The following is a 16,403-nucleotide window of genomic DNA, read 5'->3' as shown; positions in this document are numbered from 1 at the left end:
CTTCGCGCAACTAGAATCCAAAATCCTGCTGTGTCATATCCGTATTAGCGCCAATCGCTGCTTTGCTTCCCTCGCCTGCGGCGACGATAACCTGAGCGGGTGCAATGATAGACGTATCGCCAGCCGCATACACGCCCCTGATGCTTGTTCTGCCGTAATCATCCGTGACAAAGCCGCCTGCCGGCGTCATTGCGCAGCCAAGCGCTTCACCGAAGGGCGCCGCCTGATCCCATGACGGAGAAACGAAGCCGCCTGCACGCTTTGCTTCAGCGTTATTCTCAAAAACGACGCGGCTAAGCCGTCCATTCTCGCCATGCAGCGCTTTAATCCGGTGCTGGCTCACTTGAATGCCCTTCTGCCTAAGCTTGCCGATTTGCTCAGCGTTTAAGTTATTCGCTCCATTCGTGCATAAGAGCAAATCCTTGCTCCAGTTATAGACGATTTTGGCCAAATGGAATAGATTCGCCCCCTCCGAAATGACGATCAGCGGCTTATCTCTCAGCTCCCAGCCGTCGCAATAGGGGCAGCTAAACAAGCTTTTCCCATAATAATGATCGATGTTAGGCACCGCCGGCAGCACTTCCTTCAGTCCGGTAGCCAATATGATTGTACGTGCGTGGTACATGACACCGTTGCTCGTCGACACCTGAAAGCCCGCTCCATTCGGAGACACCTCCGTCACCTTGTCTGGCTTAACGGTCACCGAAGGGTACTTGGCAATATCGGCATGGGCAAGCCTTCGAAACTCGCGCGGCTCTATGCCGTCCCGCGTAATGAAGCCGTGCGACTCATGCGTCACTGCGTTTCTTGGCCGGTTATGATCGAACAAAATGACATTCCTCCGCGATCTTCCAAGCACAAGCGCAGCATTTAAGCCCGCTGGCCCTCCGCCAATAATGGCACAATCCAGCCACATAGCTATATCTCTCCTCTTTATTTTGGATATGAAAAGTTTCCTTGCTAGCTTTCTCTTCTTATAAAAAAAAGGATTGCTTATCCTTATTCACAAAATCGAGGTTGGATGCATCCAGATTATTTAACAGCTACGCTATCTTGGACAGCGGTCAATTTGTAGAGGTGAAAAAATTAATATCTTCTCACATGAGTTTCCTCTAATCGACAATGTTCGGCTTGGACTGTATAATTTTGTTGTTCGTTCAAAACGTATCGGTGGTGACAACTATTTTATACGCTATCTCTTTGCTAATGTCCTTTGCTATCGTTTATTTCTTAATCCCGCCGTTTGGCAGGCTCGCATTCCGTCTTGATTTTGTGGACAAGCCCCGGAAGGACGTCGAACGCAAGCTCCATCGGGAGCCGATTCCGCTCACGGCAAGCTATGTTATTTTCATCGGCTTTTTCCTTACCTATTTGCTTGTCACACAGGATTTTTCGCTGCGAACCGCCGCTATATTCCTAGGCGGTGTGCTGCTGCTCATCATTGGCACGATTGATGATTGGTATAAGACGAAGGGCAAGGACTTCCCGTCGCTTCCCAAGTTTATTGTGCAAATATCCGCTGCCGTTCTCGTCTATGCCTCCGGCATAGCATTCACTGGATTTTACAACCCGTTTTCAGGTGAATATGTGGTGCTTCCGGCCATTTTGCAATTTTCACTTACGATTTTGTGGATTTTTGGCGTTACGACGGTTATTAACTTTACCGATGGCATGGACGGGCTCGCTGGCGCTCTTTCCGCCATTTCTGCGGTTACGCTGTTCATTGTCGCCATAGCCAAAGGTCAATCCAACTCAGCCATCATGGCTATTATTTTGGTTGGCGTAACGATTGCGTACTTGCGGTACAACAAGCCGCCAGCAAAAATTTTTATGGGCGACGCAGGAGCAACCTTTCTGGGGTTCATCTTAGCGGTTATTGCGCTGGATGGCGCATTCAAGCAAGCAACGGTCATGTCATTGTTTATTCCGATTCTAGCGCTGGGCGTGCCGATCTTCGATAACTTGTTTGTGGTCGTGAGACGCATGCTGCAAGGCAAAGCGATCTATCAGGCAGACGCCAGCCAGGCGCATTATCGCCTATTGCGTGCCGGGCTCAGCCATAAGCAGGTCGTCATGTTCCTTTGCTTGATCAGCACATGCTTATGCTTATCGTCTATCATATTGCTGCTCGTACAGATTTAAATGTTGAACCGAGACTTAGCGTCTCGGTTTTTTTTGGTTTATGTGGGGGGTGGGGGTACATATGTGCTAACAGGGTGAAATCGGCGTATGCGTTACCTCGCATCGGCACTGTAAGAACGCATATGTTCTTACAGCGAATAAGTAACCCTTGTTTGTGGTCTGTAAACACCTATAAGGGCTTACAGAGTAAAGTCCTCTCCCTCACCTTCCTTCATAAAACGCCAGAACCTCATCCCAGTACCACTGTTCATAGTAGGACTCTGCGGTGTCGATGCCTTTAATCCATTGCGCCGCATGGCGTCCACGTTCATTCGCTACGATAACGTTCGCCGTTGACTGGTCACGCTCCACCCATGCAAGCTTCGACTTTAACGCAACCGGATGATAGGTACCATGCTTACTGGAGGGTTTCGTAATTGATGTTTGCTCCCCGCTCTCCAGCTCCACCCTCATTAAAAAAGGATAAGCAATTGTTGTTTGGCCATCCCCTGGCTTAGACTCGGCTGCTCTCGATACGACAATATGCTGCTCGTCCTGCCACGCAAAAGCTTGATCAACAAAGCCCTTAGGCGTGTACTCAGCCGATTTTTCCGAGGTTACTGCTATCACTTTAAGCTGCTTGTTGCTCGTAGCCTCACGCCCAATACCGGCAATATAAGCCAAACGGTCACCGCGCTCCGCCCATTCAAACCACTGTTCATTATTAGCCATTTCGTCCAGCGTTCGAAAAACGACTCCATCCGTTGTAATAACGCAAAGCGTGTTGCTGTCGGCTGATAAGGATGCGGTGGGCTTCGCAAGAAAAGCGATCCACCGCCCATCCGCCGACCATTTGAATACGCTGGTTGCAACCGCAAAAAAATCATCCGATGGGCTAGGGAGCACATGCACGGTTACATATTGGCTTGGATTGGACAAGCCAGCTAGCGGTATTTGATAAAGGCTGATCGGCGTCCATCCGTCCGGCAGCAGCTCCGATTGCGAGGAAGCAAAGAACCCCTTGCCATCCGGCAGCCATGAATAGTTGCCGATGCCTTTGGCAGCGCCCAGCGGCTTGTCCGGCCTGAACACATCGACATATTGCAGCAGCTCCTCCGTCTGGTACGCAAGCATCTCAGCATGCGGCGCCCATTGAAAATTTCTCCCGCCTTCCATCGAGACAAGCTTGCTTTGCCCGGTACGCAGTTGCAGCACCCACAGCTCTTTCTCCGCTTCCCCTTTCGTATACGCGAGCCACTCTCCGTCGAACGACCATTTTGGATTTCGTACGAAAGGTCCGTTAACCAGCTTCTTCTCTTGCCGGCCTTCCTTTAGCCAAAGCTCCCCATTGCGTACAAAAGCCGCCTTAAACGAGCTAAACCCCTTCGCTGCCATAGCTGCTCCTGATCCACTAGATACCCAGACAAAAGCAACCATCAACATCACACTTATCAGTTTCATTTTCACTAAAAATCTCCTCCAACGTTTGCGACTGTACCTGCTGCGTGAGCATTATGCAGATGAGTTTGACTCACCTAATCACTCTATGGTTAAAGTTCCCTTTGCCCGTCCATACATACTTCATTTTCACGCGTAACTTTTCGTTTTTGTTGTTTCCAATTTGATTCCGGATTGTAACTGTTCTGTTACGAATTTTGGAAGCTCCCGCCCTATAATTGCTTATACAACGATTTAACATCCAGAGGGGCTGAACATCATTTTTACCATCCGTATTGTCAAACACCATCGCTTGTCTCACAACCTTCGTCAAACCAACCATGCCGCAAGTTTTCCGAGCCCATTACGAGAAGGAGGAAATCGCCGTGCCTAAGCCAATTGGCAGCAGCAGCCGCTATATGCCAGGCCTCGATGGCTTGCGCGCGATTGCCGTCCTTGCTGTTATCGCCTATCACCTGAACGTGGACGCGGTACCGGGCGGATTGCTTGGCGTGAGCATGTTCTTCGTCCTCTCTGGATATCTCATCACGGACAGCCTCCTTAAGCGGCTCGGCCAAAAAAAACCGCTCGACTTAAAAACGTTTTTCTTCCGCCGCGCAAGGCGGCTGCTTCCCGCGATGTTCTTCATGATCGCAATCGTTTCCTTATGGTTATGGATCAGCGATTCCGCTAGGCTCCTCTCACTAAAAGGGGATATCGGATCGGCTTTGCTCTATATAAGCAATTGGTGGCTCATTTTTCATGAGGTTTCCTATTTTGAGAGCTTTGGGCCCGCATCTCCGTTCGGTCATTTATGGTCGCTAGCGGTTGAAGAGCAATTTTATCTGATATGGCCTTTGATTCTTGTAGCCGTCATCCGCTTTGTGCCAAAGCGCGGACAGCTCGCATTATGCACGCTAGCGGCAGCTGCCTTATCGGCAGGCTTGATGGCGCTGCTCTATGAGCCGGGAGTAGATCCGAGCCGAGTATACTATGGCACAGACACGAGAGCATTCGCCCTCCTTATCGGAGCGGCGCTTGCGATCGTCTGGCCGAGCTGGAAGCTATCCGAGTCGATATCTTCCCGAAGCCGCAACACGCTTGATACGGTTGGAACAATAGGGTTTGTCATTATTTTGGTCATGATTGGTAAAGTAGGCGAATACGATTCCTTCCTCTACCGCGGCGGAATGGTGCTGCTCGCCATCGCAACCGCTGTGGTTGTAGCTGTACTGGCTCACCCGGCAAGCAGGCTGTCCCGTATAATCGGCAGCAACGCGCTCACATGGATAGGCGTTCGCTCCTATGGCATTTATTTGTATCATTATCCGATTATCGTGCTGACTACGCCAACCGCCGAGAGCGGGGAATTCCATCCGGTACGTGCGCTTATTCAAATCGTATTGACCTTCGTCTTAGCCGAGCTTTCTTGGCGCTTCGTTGAAGAGCCGATTCGGCACGGTGCGCTTGGCAAGCTATTCGCCTGGCTTAAACAGAACGCGCCGAGCAGCATCTACACGCCGAGCTTCAAAAAATCATCCGCTTATTTCGCGATGATCGTACTTATCGTATCCAGTGTTTCGTGCGCAAGCCGTACAGATTTACAATCAGCAAGCGGAAGCGGCAGCAACGCAGCCACCGTGAAGCCGAACACTTCCAACGAGCTCGTATCCGAGCCTGAAGGCAGCAAACATGAAGCTACAAGCCCAAATGAAACCGTGAGCAATCTTGCGCCAGATGCTGCTGAGCAACCGAAGCCGCCTACAGTGACGCCGCAGCCTAATGATTCGGGCGCTTCCTCTGGGCAAATACAACCATCTCAAAAACCAGATAAACCCGTAACCGAAAGCTCGAAGCCAACACATACGGATGACGACAAGCCGGCAAGCAATAGCTCTACAGAGAGCGAGACCGCCGAGCCCAAGCCATCACCCGAGCAAAATCCAGCATCCTCCATCGATCCAGATAGCATCACTGCTTTCGGCGACTCGGTTATTTTGGATGCAGGCCCGTATTTGGAAAAGCTTCTGCCGGGCATCGTGATCGACGGCAAAGTAGGAAGACAGCTCCCTCAGGCCGTAGATGTCATTGAAGCTTTGAAAAAAAGCAATAAGCTTGGAGCCACGGTCATCATTGAGCTTGGAACGAACGGCTCCTTTACATCCAAGCAGCTTAATAAGCTGCTGTCTGCCATCGGCCCGGATCGCCGGATTCTGATGGTGAACACGCGCGTGCCCCGCAAATGGCAGGATACCGTTAATAAAATGCTGGCTGAAACCGCCGACAAAACAGCAAATGTGACGCTCGTGGATTGGTATTCGGCAAGCAAGGGGAAAAAGGACTTCTTCTCTAAGGACGGTGTCCACTTAAAGCGTCATGGAGCGGAATTTTATGCGGAGCTGCTGGCGAATGCGATCTAATTACATCTGCTTGAAAAATAAAGGAGCAGTTAAAAACGACAATTACTCGTTTTTAACTGCTCCTTTTTGCGCTGCGGGAATGTCACCGCACAAGCGAAACGATTACTCAGCTTTAATTTGAGCCCGATTCAAACATTAAGAATGTCCGATGAGCATTGATTTGAGCGGCACCATCGAATCTTCAGGGACATAATACTTAAATTTATTGTCGCTAATTTGCCCAAGCAGTTGACGGCGGATCGGATCGGCGTCCTTCAAGAGACTCTCGTCTGCCTGATGGTAATCGATTGGACGCATCCAGATCGGGCTGTAGCCGAGAAACAGCTGTCTTCTCGTGAACTCGGAATGATTTGTCGAGCCGGCATGCCACAGATTTTGCGCAAAAATAAACACATCCCCAGGCTTTCCGCACACCTGTACCTCTCCATCCAATTGCTGGCTTACATCCTTATGGTTCGGATTGTATGGCTGCTTATGGCTGCCCGGAATCACCTTTGTATTGCCTCTGTTTGGCTGCGACATATCGCTTAAAATATAACAGACCTTAATATAATAGGTAGCCGTTAAGCCTGCAATGACCGGAAACTGCGGATGAGGGCCGTCTTGATGCCAATCGATAAAGCTGTGCGTAGCTGTTTTCACATCGTTTGGATTAGGCTTCCTCACCGTTAGATGGGAGATATGCAGCTGAATATTATGGCCAAGCAAATTAACGATTAACGGAAGGATGGTGGCATGGTCGATCAACGAAGCGATCTCAGCATGCCGAGAAACGCTATTATAAATATTATGGGCAAGCGTTTCCTGCTCCTCTGCGAGAACTTCATCGATCGCTGCATTCAAACGGGTTACCTTATCCTGTGATAAAACATCCGGTATAATCAAGTACCCTTGCTCGTCAAATTGGTTCTTCAATTCAAGAATATTCAGCGAAGTCGTTTCCATAAGACCGCTCCTCCTGCTTGCATACATGTAATTAGCCGCCTTGTCTTTCACGCTCCATTTGCAGCTTTCAATACGTTAGCCTCCGTACCCTAGCGCCTTCAACTGCTCGTATGCGCTATCCAGGAACGCTTTATAATTCATGGATGTCTCAAGCGTCTTAATAAACGCATCGTATTCGCTTATTGGGCGTTTGTTATAAATAAATTTCGCAATCTCTTCCTCGATATACCGATCGGCGTCAGCCGGATTAAAGCCTTCGGGATTATCGACAAATCCGTTGAGCGCTTTAATGCGAGGCTGATCGTTAGCAAATTTGATTGCATCAGACTGCATGGTGAACTTTGCTTGCAAATATTCCATTTCAGGTCTTCCTGTGAATTGGTATAACCATGAATAACCGACGTCGCCTGCCTTATCCGTCATCTTCGGCTTTCCGTTATCCATAGTGAAATGAGTGTCCTTCACCCCGAATTGAACGAGCATCGAGCCGCCATCCGGGTTCGAGATATAGTTCAGCAGATCGAAGACGCGCTGTAGCTTCTCCGGATCCTTCTCCAATGCCTTCGGAATAGCAAATCGCCCCGGCGCTGCGCCAATATCCCATGAGCCGTCAAATTGTCCCCCAGGTCCGCTCGGCGCGGCCATTTGCAGCCACTCCGCATTCGGATTAACGGTCTTGATTTGCTCGACGAATTGCTCCTTCGTCATATTCGGCCAATCGATATAGACCATGCCCGCTTGACCCTTAATGGCCTTCTCCTGATGCTGAAGCCCGCTGTTGGCTAGCAATTCGGGATCAACCGAGCCCGAAGCGATCATTTGCTGAATGAGCGTTAGTGCGTCTTTCATAGCCGGATCGTACAGCGCATTAACAACTGCCCCGTCTTTCTCATAGAAATTCCCTGGCATACCGACACCGAACGCTCCGAATACCGGTGAAAATGCGCCCAGCTTACCTCCCGTCAAACCAAACGTGTCCGGTTTGCCGTTGCCATCGGGATCCTGAGTGGTGAAGGCCTCCGCTACGTCCTTCAATTGCTCAATCGTTGTCGGAACCTCCAGCTTCAGCTTATCCAGCCAATCCTTGCGAATCCACAACGTGTTATAAGGGATTTGCGGGGATTTGGAGATGCCGTAAACCTTCCCGTCTACCATGCCTTTCTTGACGCTATCTTCGCCGATATAGTCGACCGTTTGCTGCAATTTATCCATATATGGCGTTATATCCAGCAATAGTCCCTGTTTGGAAAATTGGATAAGCTGCTGTCGGCTCACCATGAACAAATCAGGGAAATTGCCGGAGGACATGCGAACGTTCAATTGGTTTGCGTAATCATCATTCGAAGGATAAACCGTCAGATTCAGGTCGATATTCAGCGCCGTATCCAGCTCCTTCTTAATGATATCCTTATCCGGCGTAGGCAGGTTATTGCCGCTCTCGATAATTTCCAGCTTAATCGGTTTGTCGCTTTCCCCGTTGCTAGGCTTTGCGGTAGAGGCATTGCTGGGCGTATCGCCATCTTTTGTATTTCCGTCATTGGTTTCGCCGCCTCCTCCTCCCGAACAGCCCGCAAGCAAAGCTCCTAACAATGAAATGGTCAGCAAGAATGAAAATACTTTTCTCATCTTCATATCCCCTTTCTGAAAACTATCTATTGAATAGGTCCGTATAGCTGGCCAGTTATCCATACGGCGACTAGGTCAACCTTTAATCGATCCGAGAAGCATTCCCTTCGTAAAGTGCTTCTGGAGGAAGGGATAGATCACGATGACGGGCAGACTCGCAATCATAACGGAAGCCATCTGCATCGTCTGGGTAGGCATGATGTTCTCCGCATTTTCAAGCGGCTGCTGGCTTTGCATCAAAATTTCCCTGACGATGACCTGCAGCGGGAACAGCGTCCGGTCTGTCACATAGAAGATCGCTTGGAAAAACTCATTCCAATGACCAACTAAATAAAACAATCCGACAGTAAGCAAGACCGGAATCGAGAGCGGCGTGACGATCTGGAGCAAAATCCGGAACTCCTTGGCGCCGTCCATCCTAGCTGATTCGAACAATTCCTCGGGCAGTCCCTCGAAGAAGCTCTTCATAATGAGCACGTTAAAGCTCCATACGGCGTTTGGCAAAATCATCGCCCAGATCGTGTCTAGCAGCCCCATCGATTTGACGACCAGGTAGGTCGGAATAAGTCCACCGCTGAACAATAAAGTAAATACAATCATCAGGAGAAAGAACCTTCTTGCCGGCAGGTTTTTGCGGCTGAGCGGATAAGCCATCAAGCCGGTCAATATGAGATTGACTGCCGTACCAATAACCGTAATGAGGACCGTTATTTGAAAAGCCTTTGGTATATTCGACTCTGTTAACAGCGTGCGGTAAGCAGAGAACGTGATCTCGCTCGGGAACAAAATAAATCCGCCGTTTCGCAATACTTCCCCGAATGGAGTGATGGATACCGATACGACATAAAGCATCGGTAGAATGGCGGCAAGACCGCACAGTCCGAGAATAACATATACGACGCCATTGAATATTTTATCGTCCAAGCTTTTTACCATATTCCTTCACCCCATCTTTTCGCCAGCCGGTTAGCTCCCAGCACCAGTATCAGTCCAATGAGTGACTTGAATAATCCGACTGCCGAAGCCAAGCTGAAATTCAATTGCTGCAAGCCTGTTCGGTATACCCAAGTATCCAAAATATCGGCAACCGGATACACCTGGATATTGTACAGGATATAGATTTGGTCGAACCCGGCATCCAGCAGATGGCCCAGCTTCAGAATGAAGAGAAGGACAATGATGCTTTGAATCCCTGGAAGCGATATATGCCAAATCATCCGCAGCCGGCTCGCGCCATCCACTTTTGCCGCCTCATAGAGCGTAGGATCGATTCCTGCCATTGCTGCCAAGTAGATGATCGCGCCCCAGCCAAGATTTTGCCACACCTCGGAACCGACCAGAATGCTGCGGAAATAGTCCGTTGAGGTCAAGAAGGGGATGGACTGGCCGCCCGCCTCCACAATCCATCGATTCACCAGTCCCCCGTTTTGGGAGAACAAGGTCAGCAGGATGCCGAAAATAATAACCCATGATAAGAAGTGCGGCAAATAAGTCAGTGTTTGGACAATATTTTTCAACCAACGAACGCGGCATTCATTCAGCAGCAGCGCGAGTATGATCGGGGGGAATGTTCCAAAGAGTAGCTTGTAACAGCTAATTAACAACGTATTCGTCAAGAGCTGGCTGAAATAGGGGGATTGATAAAAATCTCTAAAATGCTTATACCACGGGTCTACCCAGGCGCTCCCGGTTATTCCGTCCATGATGGCAAAGTTTTTAAAGGCAATAATGACCCCGTACATCGGAAAATACCGGAAAATAATAAAATAGATCACACCCGGGAGCAGCATGATGTAGAATGCCCGGAAACGCCAGATCGTTCTTAAAACCGACTGCAGCTTCGTTTGCGGAGTAGGCTGCATTCGAGAGGCTGGTATGTAGCTCTGATCGGCTTCCATGTAAGCCCTCCTTTTATGATTGCGCTTTCAAAGTATGTCTTAAGTATAAGCAATGCCTCAATTTGCCGATATACACAAAAACGTAAAAAGTGTATGGATTTAAGGGAAAGGGAACGTATTTAAATGCGGCTATAAGTGCGCCTACAAACCAAGAGGCCATCCCGCAGGACAGCCTCGAATTCTGATAGACCGCTTAGCTCAAAACACCTAAACGTTCATCGTTTTCGGTAAGAACGGGGATGTCCACCCGGATAACGGTTCCGACGCCGCTGGCGCTCCCTATTCTCAAGCCATAGGGCACGCCATAATGAATACGGATTCGATCATGCACATTGCGTAAGCCAATTCCGGTAAAACGGTATTTCGAGCGTTCCTGCTCGAAATGGTCATGCAGCGCTTTGCGAGCTTCGGCTTTTGAAATGCCGACGCCGTTATCACGAACATAAAGCCTGATCATGCCCCGCTCCAATCTCCCTTTAATGGCAATAAGGCCTCCGCTACGCGGTGAAATGCCATGAAACAGGGCATTCTCTACAAGCGGCTGCAGGGTTAGCTTAAGAATCCGGTTTTGCAGCAGGCTGGGGTCGATATCCAAACGGTATTTGTATTGCTCGCCGTAACGCACCTGTTGAATGTGCATATACATTCGCAGCCCTTCCAGCTCCTCTTCGATCGAGACGTATTCCGATTGTTTATCGAAGCTGAAGGCTAACAGCTTAACCAAGGATCGAATGGTATCGCGCACCTCGTCAATCCTCTGCTGCTTGGCAAGGCTGCTTATACAGGCCAGCGTGTTATATAGAAAATGAGGCGCAATTTGGCTCCGCAGCATTTTTAGCTCATATTCCTTTTTTTGCTCCTCCGCCGACTTCGTTTTTTGCAGCAACGTTTGAATTCGCTCCAGCATGTCATTATAGCTTTGTGTCAGCCGGCCGATCTCATCCTTTCTTGTGACCGGCAGCTTCGCGACAATCTGCACATCGTTTAACCGGTCCATCTTTTCTACGAACCGGCGAATAGGCTTCGTGAAGGATCGGCTCATCAGGTAGGCGCTTATCAACAGAATAATCATCCACACGATGCTGGCCGTTCGGTAATTATAATTTAACTGCTGCAGGTCTTGGTAGAAATAGTCTTCCTCAATAAATGCCGCTAAGGACCAGCCCAGCCGGTTTTTCGTTGACTTCACGGCTACAAGCGGTTTCAAACCATTTCCTTCGATCTGGCTAACGCCGACTTTAAGGGAAACAAGCTGCTTCCGAAAGCTATCCTGCAGTACAGGCGGATACACCGCTGCCTGAAAAGGAAGCATTTTATCGCGAGAATCAAGCCGGTTAATAATATTCCCGTCTTTCGTCACTAAAGCATACGATTGGTATATCATCGGAGCGATTCGCTCCGTAAGCAAATCCAGATTCACCTCTGCAACGACAACACCCTTCACTTGTCTGCGCAAATCGGTAACCGGCAAAACATAGGCCAGCGTGTGACCAGACATCGGGGAGTAATAGGGCTCGCTTACATTGATTGCCCCATAATTCTGAAGCGCCAGCTCATACAGCTCCGGCAGCTTCGGATTGCCGATGATATCATAATTGACTTGCGAGTTCGCGTAGACCTTCCCATCGGTACGAACCAAATACAGCGTCTTGGCTATCGAATTGTTATAATCGGCGAATTTGCGCAGCGTATCGTCGGCAAGCGCCTCGTTTCCTTCCTCGAACAGATCGTAACGGGTAGAGAGCAGCAGGAGCATATTCTCGACATTGTCGAGGCTGGCATCAATATATTGATTTGTCCGGCCTACTAGCAGCTCGGCATCGCGTATGACTTGATTTTTCAATAGACTTTCTGCCTCGCTCAGATTGCGGTAGGCAAGCACCATCACGAGCAGAAGCGTCACGATGAATAAATAGATGAACTGCTTGGTAGCAAGACCTAGGCTGCTATACCAATTGACCAACTTAGACATATGCTCCATACCCCCGTATCCGATCCCGCAGCTGTTTAAGGATTCCGTTTGTAATCCGTCGGAGACACCCCTGTCCAATTACGAAACGTAACGGTAAAATAACGATAGCTCGGAATTCCGACTTCTTCCGCGATCTCGTACACCTTTTTATTCGTTCGCTTCAGCAGCTCGACCGCCTTCTCCATTCGAAGACGGGTAATATATTGATTGACCGTGTCGCCGGTCTGTTCACGAAATAACCGACTGACATAATGCGGGCTTAAGCCGACCTGCTCAGCAAGGATCGGCAGCGAAATGGGCTGCTGCATGTTTGCTTGAATCCATTGGATCGCGGAGCGTATTTCGATGCGCGAGCGCGTTCCCCCACTCTCGATTTCGTTGATATTATGAATGAGGCAGGCAATCATTTGCCGCAAGGTTTGTGCTCCCATCAATTGCGTAATGCCTCGGCCATCAAGCTCAGCACCTTCATGGACCTTCAGCCATTCCATCTGCCAATTCAGCATGCGCTGCTTGAGCTGCTGAGGCCGAATGCGTATCGCTGAACACCATTTAGGTAAATCCCCTTGTATGCAATTTTTTAGGAATGCAGAAGACCTGCTTGCCATTCTTAACCTCTCATTCAGTTCCTTCACATGCTTATCCGTCATCTCGCTGAAAGGAAGCGGCCTGCCGATCCGTACGCTGCTCCCAGAAGATCCATCGTAAAAAAGCGCGTCCTTCCATTCAGTCGTATGAGCTAGCGAATACGCAAGCTCTTCCTTCCTTGTGATTGGTTCACTGATAATCGCATGCACCGTCACCAGGTGTTCGGACAGCTCTTCACACTCCTTCAAGCAGCACTCCAGCGCTTGTACGACCCCGCTAAGCGTTGCAGCTGCTTGCGCTTCGGATTGCTGTTCTGCCAGTAGGACGAAATACTCCTTCTCGCCTGTAGTCAGCCAAGTCAGCCAATTCGGATCAGATCTTTCTCTATCTTTCAATGTCTGTTGGATTCGCTGCCTCGCGGGAATGTAAGAAGCATTCGGCGCATCCAGAATCAGGCGCGCCAATCTATAGGGCCCCGCTCCATCCAGCTCAATAGGCTTCCAATCGTCGCTGTTAAGCGCATGACCGCGCAGCAGCTTCCCGAACGCTGCCGCTTGCAGCAGCCGCCGTTCAGATCTTTCATTATCAAGGGAACGGCGCTCCTTGATGATCGCTTCTCTTACTTTGATCATCGCTTGCTTCATTTCCTCTTCTTCCATCGATACCTTTAATAAGTATTCAAGCGCTCCAAGCCGGAGCGCCTCCTGAACATAATGGAAATCGCTGTGACAAGTCAGCAAAATAATTTGAATGGCAGGGTATTTTTTCCTAAGCTCCCTAATGAGCGTAATTCCGTCCATAATCGGCATCGTGATATCCGTGACCACGACATCCGGCACGCAGACCCCGCACGCTTGCAGCGCTTCCTCGCCATTCCCGGCCTCGCCGATTAAGACGGCGCCGCAGTCCTCCCATGGGAATAGGCGAAGCTCCTGCCTCAGCGGAACCTCGTCATCGACAATTAGAACGTTCAACGGTTTCTCAGCCATGATACCCTCTCCCTTCCTTTCGCCTAACCTATACCAGTCTATGCTGTGAGCGATTCCAATAGTAATAGATTAGGATAAACCATAGACTCTGATCTCGCAAACCTCCGCACGCGGACATCCATTCGTTGTCTCTATGCATAGTTTTATTTGGTTAGTAACAATCGCTTCTGGGAGGTGATGCACTTTTTTCCGTTTGTGATTATCCTGCTCCGTTAGGATCGTAACCCATTCCCCAGCGATGTACGCTTGCATGCGATAGCTTTGCACGACCTCGGGAATAACAGCAAATGGCGTTCGATGATGATGCAGGTTGATTAAATCCTCATTTACGTCATCGTTAAAGGTTAGATGAATTTCACCAATCTCCTGCTCGTTATCCCAAACTAATTGAATCCATTCCTGGGAATTAGCGGATAATGGGTTGGATGCCCACATATGCGGGCCAGCATAAGGCCTTATATAGCCGTCGGTAACTTGACTCGCCGCATAGGACTCCGTATCTGGCGTTACCCTCAAGCATACCGGCCGACGATTCCATTTGCGCATGCTCCACTGCGCGACCGGCTGGTCGGGCTGATGATCCTCCAGCAATGCGGATACTACCGGCTTAGGCCCCTTCTCAAAGCAAAGCACACCGGTTAACGGCTCATCCGATCCGTGCAGCGTTATAGCCTCATTCGCTTTGACGATAACAAAAGCATTGCAGGCTGACTCCGGCTGCCAATCCAAATCCAGCTTAACCCACTGCTTGTTGCCCGCGGCAACGGACTTGGAAGCTGATTTCACCCATTGCTTAGGTACGTAATTCTCTCCCTTGCCCGTGTGCCATAGCTCCACCTCAAGCGTTGTGACCTGCTTAGCATCGACAAGCAGCTCAACCGATGCCAGCACGGGATGAACCGGGAACAATATGCCGATATCGCGATCCAGTGAATGCATGACTGTGGCGTTTTCAATCGCAATTCGCTCCAGCGTGCTGGATGCGGAAATGCGGGCGGTTTTTGCCAGATCATCCGGATCATTGCCGGCCACACCAATGATGGATGCATCCTGCCGCAGCATAACCTGCTGCAATTCCTTCATATAATCGCGGTGAAGCACACGCGGCGTAATCCCTTTCTGTACGGAAAGCGCAGCGCCGCTGCCTGCCGCTTCCCCGATTACAGCACAGGTTGCCATCACTCTTGTCGTGCCGAAAGCAACATGTGTCGCGCTAATGTCCCGGCCAGCAAACAACATATTGCGAACATTACTTGAATACAAGCTTCTAAACGGGATGTGATAGACGCCGTCCGGATATAGATGCTTCGAGCCGCTCTCTTCCGAGTACATGCCTTGCGGCGGATGAAGATCGATGGACCAGCCCCCGAAGGCAATACGGTCCTCGAATGGCTCCTGCGCCAAAATATCGTTCTGGTTCAGCATATAATCCCCGTGAAAACGCCGATACTCCCGTTTGCCGGGAATGGATCCTACCCATTCCAACGTCATATTTTCCGCATCGAATTGGCCTGAATTTTTAATATAGTTCCAAATCCCGTAAATAACCGACCACAGCTCGTCACGTATCCGTTCGTTGTCATGGACCGTATCCAGCTCTCCGCCCCATTCGATCCACCAATAGTGACATCCAGAATCTCCGCTGCGGATTACCCGCTTCATCGGTATCGTCGTTTGCGTAATATCCTTGGCAAAGCTTGGCGGAATATATTTGACCGGCCTATCGGCCTCCTTCGTATAAAATAGCAGCGTGCTGCCAAGCGTAATATCATCCGCCACCTCCGGCGCCCAATCCTCGTTGTACTCATCCTTGGCTTCGCGGCCGATTCTGTATTTCGCTCCGGCAAGGAAGCCAACAAGGCCATCGCCGGTACAATCGATATACATGCTGCTCTCGAAACGAATTTTACGCTCTGAGCCCATCATCCAGCCTGTTACGCTTTGAATGGCCCGGTCATGCTCCGGTCCTTCCGCTTCCGCCTCATGCACATCCGTGTTAAGGAATAAGCGAATATTTTTTTCCGCGCGAACGGTCTCCAGAACGACAAGATCCCATAAATAAGGATTCCCTTCGGGGTTTCGGTACTGGTTCTCGACGAACATTTCACCCATGATGCCGGTTTCTCTTGCATAACGCTGCGTTCCATGCGCCGTTGCACCGCACACCCATACCCGGACCTCGCTGCTGGAATTGCCTCCGAGAACCGGTCTGTTATTAATTAAAGATACGGTCTGCCCAAGACGGGCTGCAGAGACGGCGGCGCAAACACCCGCAAGCCCACCGCCAATTACGGTAATATCGGATTTTATATGCTCGATTTTCATCTGGCTAAACCTCCACTACATCGATTTGACTTCATCATAATATGGAGGCTAGTGATTTAACATGCACTACGCTATCATATAC

Annotated in this window: 11 protein-coding genes; 2 read left to right on the top strand and 9 right to left on the bottom strand. The window is 49.8% G+C overall.

Annotated elements, in window-relative coordinates; translation table 11 throughout:
* Nucleotides 1–10 precede the first annotated feature (10 nt).
* Nucleotides 11–916, bottom strand: a complete 906-nt coding sequence (locus tag HI950_RS17190; RefSeq protein WP_169084208.1) for an NAD(P)/FAD-dependent oxidoreductase — start codon at nucleotides 914–916, stop codon at nucleotides 11–13.
* 290 nt (nucleotides 917–1,206) lie between these two features.
* On the opposite strand from HI950_RS17190, the gene HI950_RS17185 reads away from it, so the two are divergent.
* Nucleotides 1,207–2,142, top strand: a complete 936-nt coding sequence (locus tag HI950_RS17185; RefSeq protein ID WP_223285357.1) for an MraY family glycosyltransferase — start codon at nucleotides 1,207–1,209, stop codon at nucleotides 2,140–2,142.
* Between the two features lie 201 nt (nucleotides 2,143–2,343).
* Here the strand turns inward: HI950_RS17185 and HI950_RS17180 are convergent, their stop codons facing one another.
* Nucleotides 2,344–3,588 carry a TolB-like translocation protein gene (locus tag HI950_RS17180; protein ID WP_169084207.1) on the bottom strand — a complete coding sequence of 415 codons (1,245 nt, stop codon included), beginning with the start codon at nucleotides 3,586–3,588 and terminating at the stop codon, nucleotides 2,344–2,346.
* A gap of 356 nt (nucleotides 3,589–3,944) precedes the next feature.
* Between HI950_RS17180 and HI950_RS17175 the strand changes: the two genes are divergently transcribed.
* Nucleotides 3,945–5,978: an acyltransferase family protein gene (locus HI950_RS17175; protein ID WP_169084206.1), complete on the top strand. Its 2,034-nt coding sequence runs from the start codon at nucleotides 3,945–3,947 to the stop codon at nucleotides 5,976–5,978.
* Nucleotides 5,979–6,113: 135 nt separating this feature from the next.
* Here HI950_RS17175 and HI950_RS17170 read toward each other — a convergent pair whose 3' ends face one another.
* The 7 genes from HI950_RS17170 to HI950_RS17140 form a co-directional block, all read right to left on the bottom strand.
* Nucleotides 6,114–6,923, bottom strand: a complete 810-nt coding sequence (locus HI950_RS17170) for a phytanoyl-CoA dioxygenase family protein (RefSeq protein WP_169084205.1) — start codon at nucleotides 6,921–6,923, stop codon at nucleotides 6,114–6,116.
* Between the two features lie 75 nt (nucleotides 6,924–6,998).
* On the bottom strand, nucleotides 6,999–8,555 hold the full coding sequence (locus HI950_RS17165) for an extracellular solute-binding protein (RefSeq protein ID WP_169084204.1): 1,557 nt from the start codon (nucleotides 8,553–8,555) through the stop codon (nucleotides 6,999–7,001).
* A 69-nt stretch (nucleotides 8,556–8,624) separates the two neighbouring features.
* On the bottom strand, nucleotides 8,625–9,485 hold the full coding sequence (locus HI950_RS17160) for a carbohydrate ABC transporter permease (RefSeq protein WP_169084203.1): 861 nt from the start codon (nucleotides 9,483–9,485) through the stop codon (nucleotides 8,625–8,627).
* Nucleotides 9,479–10,411, bottom strand: a complete 933-nt coding sequence (locus HI950_RS17155; protein ID WP_187768123.1) for an ABC transporter permease — start codon at nucleotides 10,409–10,411, stop codon at nucleotides 9,479–9,481. The genes HI950_RS17160 and HI950_RS17155 overlap by 7 nt, the downstream gene beginning before the upstream one ends.
* Before the next feature lie 229 nt (nucleotides 10,412–10,640).
* The gene (locus tag HI950_RS17150) at nucleotides 10,641–12,419 is read right to left on the bottom strand and encodes a cache domain-containing sensor histidine kinase (RefSeq protein ID WP_169084201.1); all 1,779 of its coding nucleotides are present in this window, start codon (nucleotides 12,417–12,419) and stop codon (nucleotides 10,641–10,643) included.
* A gap of 35 nt (nucleotides 12,420–12,454) precedes the next feature.
* Nucleotides 12,455–13,996, bottom strand: a complete 1,542-nt coding sequence (locus HI950_RS17145; RefSeq protein ID WP_169084200.1) for a response regulator transcription factor — start codon at nucleotides 13,994–13,996, stop codon at nucleotides 12,455–12,457.
* A gap of 69 nt (nucleotides 13,997–14,065) precedes the next feature.
* Complete coding sequence (locus HI950_RS17140; RefSeq protein WP_169084199.1) at nucleotides 14,066–16,321, bottom strand: FAD-dependent oxidoreductase; 2,256 nt, start codon at nucleotides 16,319–16,321, stop codon at nucleotides 14,066–14,068.
* Between the last annotated feature and the right edge of the window lie 82 nt (nucleotides 16,322–16,403).

The organism is Paenibacillus sp. PL91, from assembly GCF_012935325.2.
Lineage (GTDB): Bacteria > Bacillota > Bacilli > Paenibacillales > Paenibacillaceae > Pristimantibacillus.
The sequence above is the reverse complement of the archived record's forward strand: the minus strand, read 5'-3'. Positions and strand labels throughout refer to the sequence as shown.

Excerpts from the sequence above, each read along its gene's own strand:
- HI950_RS17140 (WP_169084199.1), bottom strand. The coding sequence starts at position 16,321 with ATGAAAATCGAGCATATAAAATCCGATATTACCGTAATTGGCGGTGGG.
- HI950_RS17165 (WP_169084204.1), bottom strand. The coding sequence starts at position 8,555 with ATGAAGATGAGAAAAGTATTTTCATTCTTGCTGACCATTTCATTGTTA.
- HI950_RS17150 (WP_169084201.1), bottom strand. The coding sequence starts at position 12,419 with ATGTCTAAGTTGGTCAATTGGTATAGCAGCCTAGGTCTTGCTACCAAG.
- HI950_RS17145 (WP_169084200.1), bottom strand. The coding sequence starts at position 13,996 with ATGGCTGAGAAACCGTTGAACGTTCTAATTGTCGATGACGAGGTTCCG.
- HI950_RS17170 (WP_169084205.1), bottom strand. The coding sequence starts at position 6,923 with ATGGAAACGACTTCGCTGAATATTCTTGAATTGAAGAACCAATTTGAC.
- HI950_RS17190 (WP_169084208.1), bottom strand. The coding sequence starts at position 916 with ATGTGGCTGGATTGTGCCATTATTGGCGGAGGGCCAGCGGGCTTAAAT.
- HI950_RS17155 (WP_187768123.1), bottom strand. The coding sequence starts at position 10,411 with ATGCAGCCTACTCCGCAAACGAAGCTGCAGTCGGTTTTAAGAACGATC.
- HI950_RS17160 (WP_169084203.1), bottom strand. The coding sequence starts at position 9,485 with ATGGTAAAAAGCTTGGACGATAAAATATTCAATGGCGTCGTATATGTT.
- HI950_RS17185 (WP_223285357.1), top strand. The coding sequence starts at position 1,207 with ATGTCCTTTGCTATCGTTTATTTCTTAATCCCGCCGTTTGGCAGGCTC.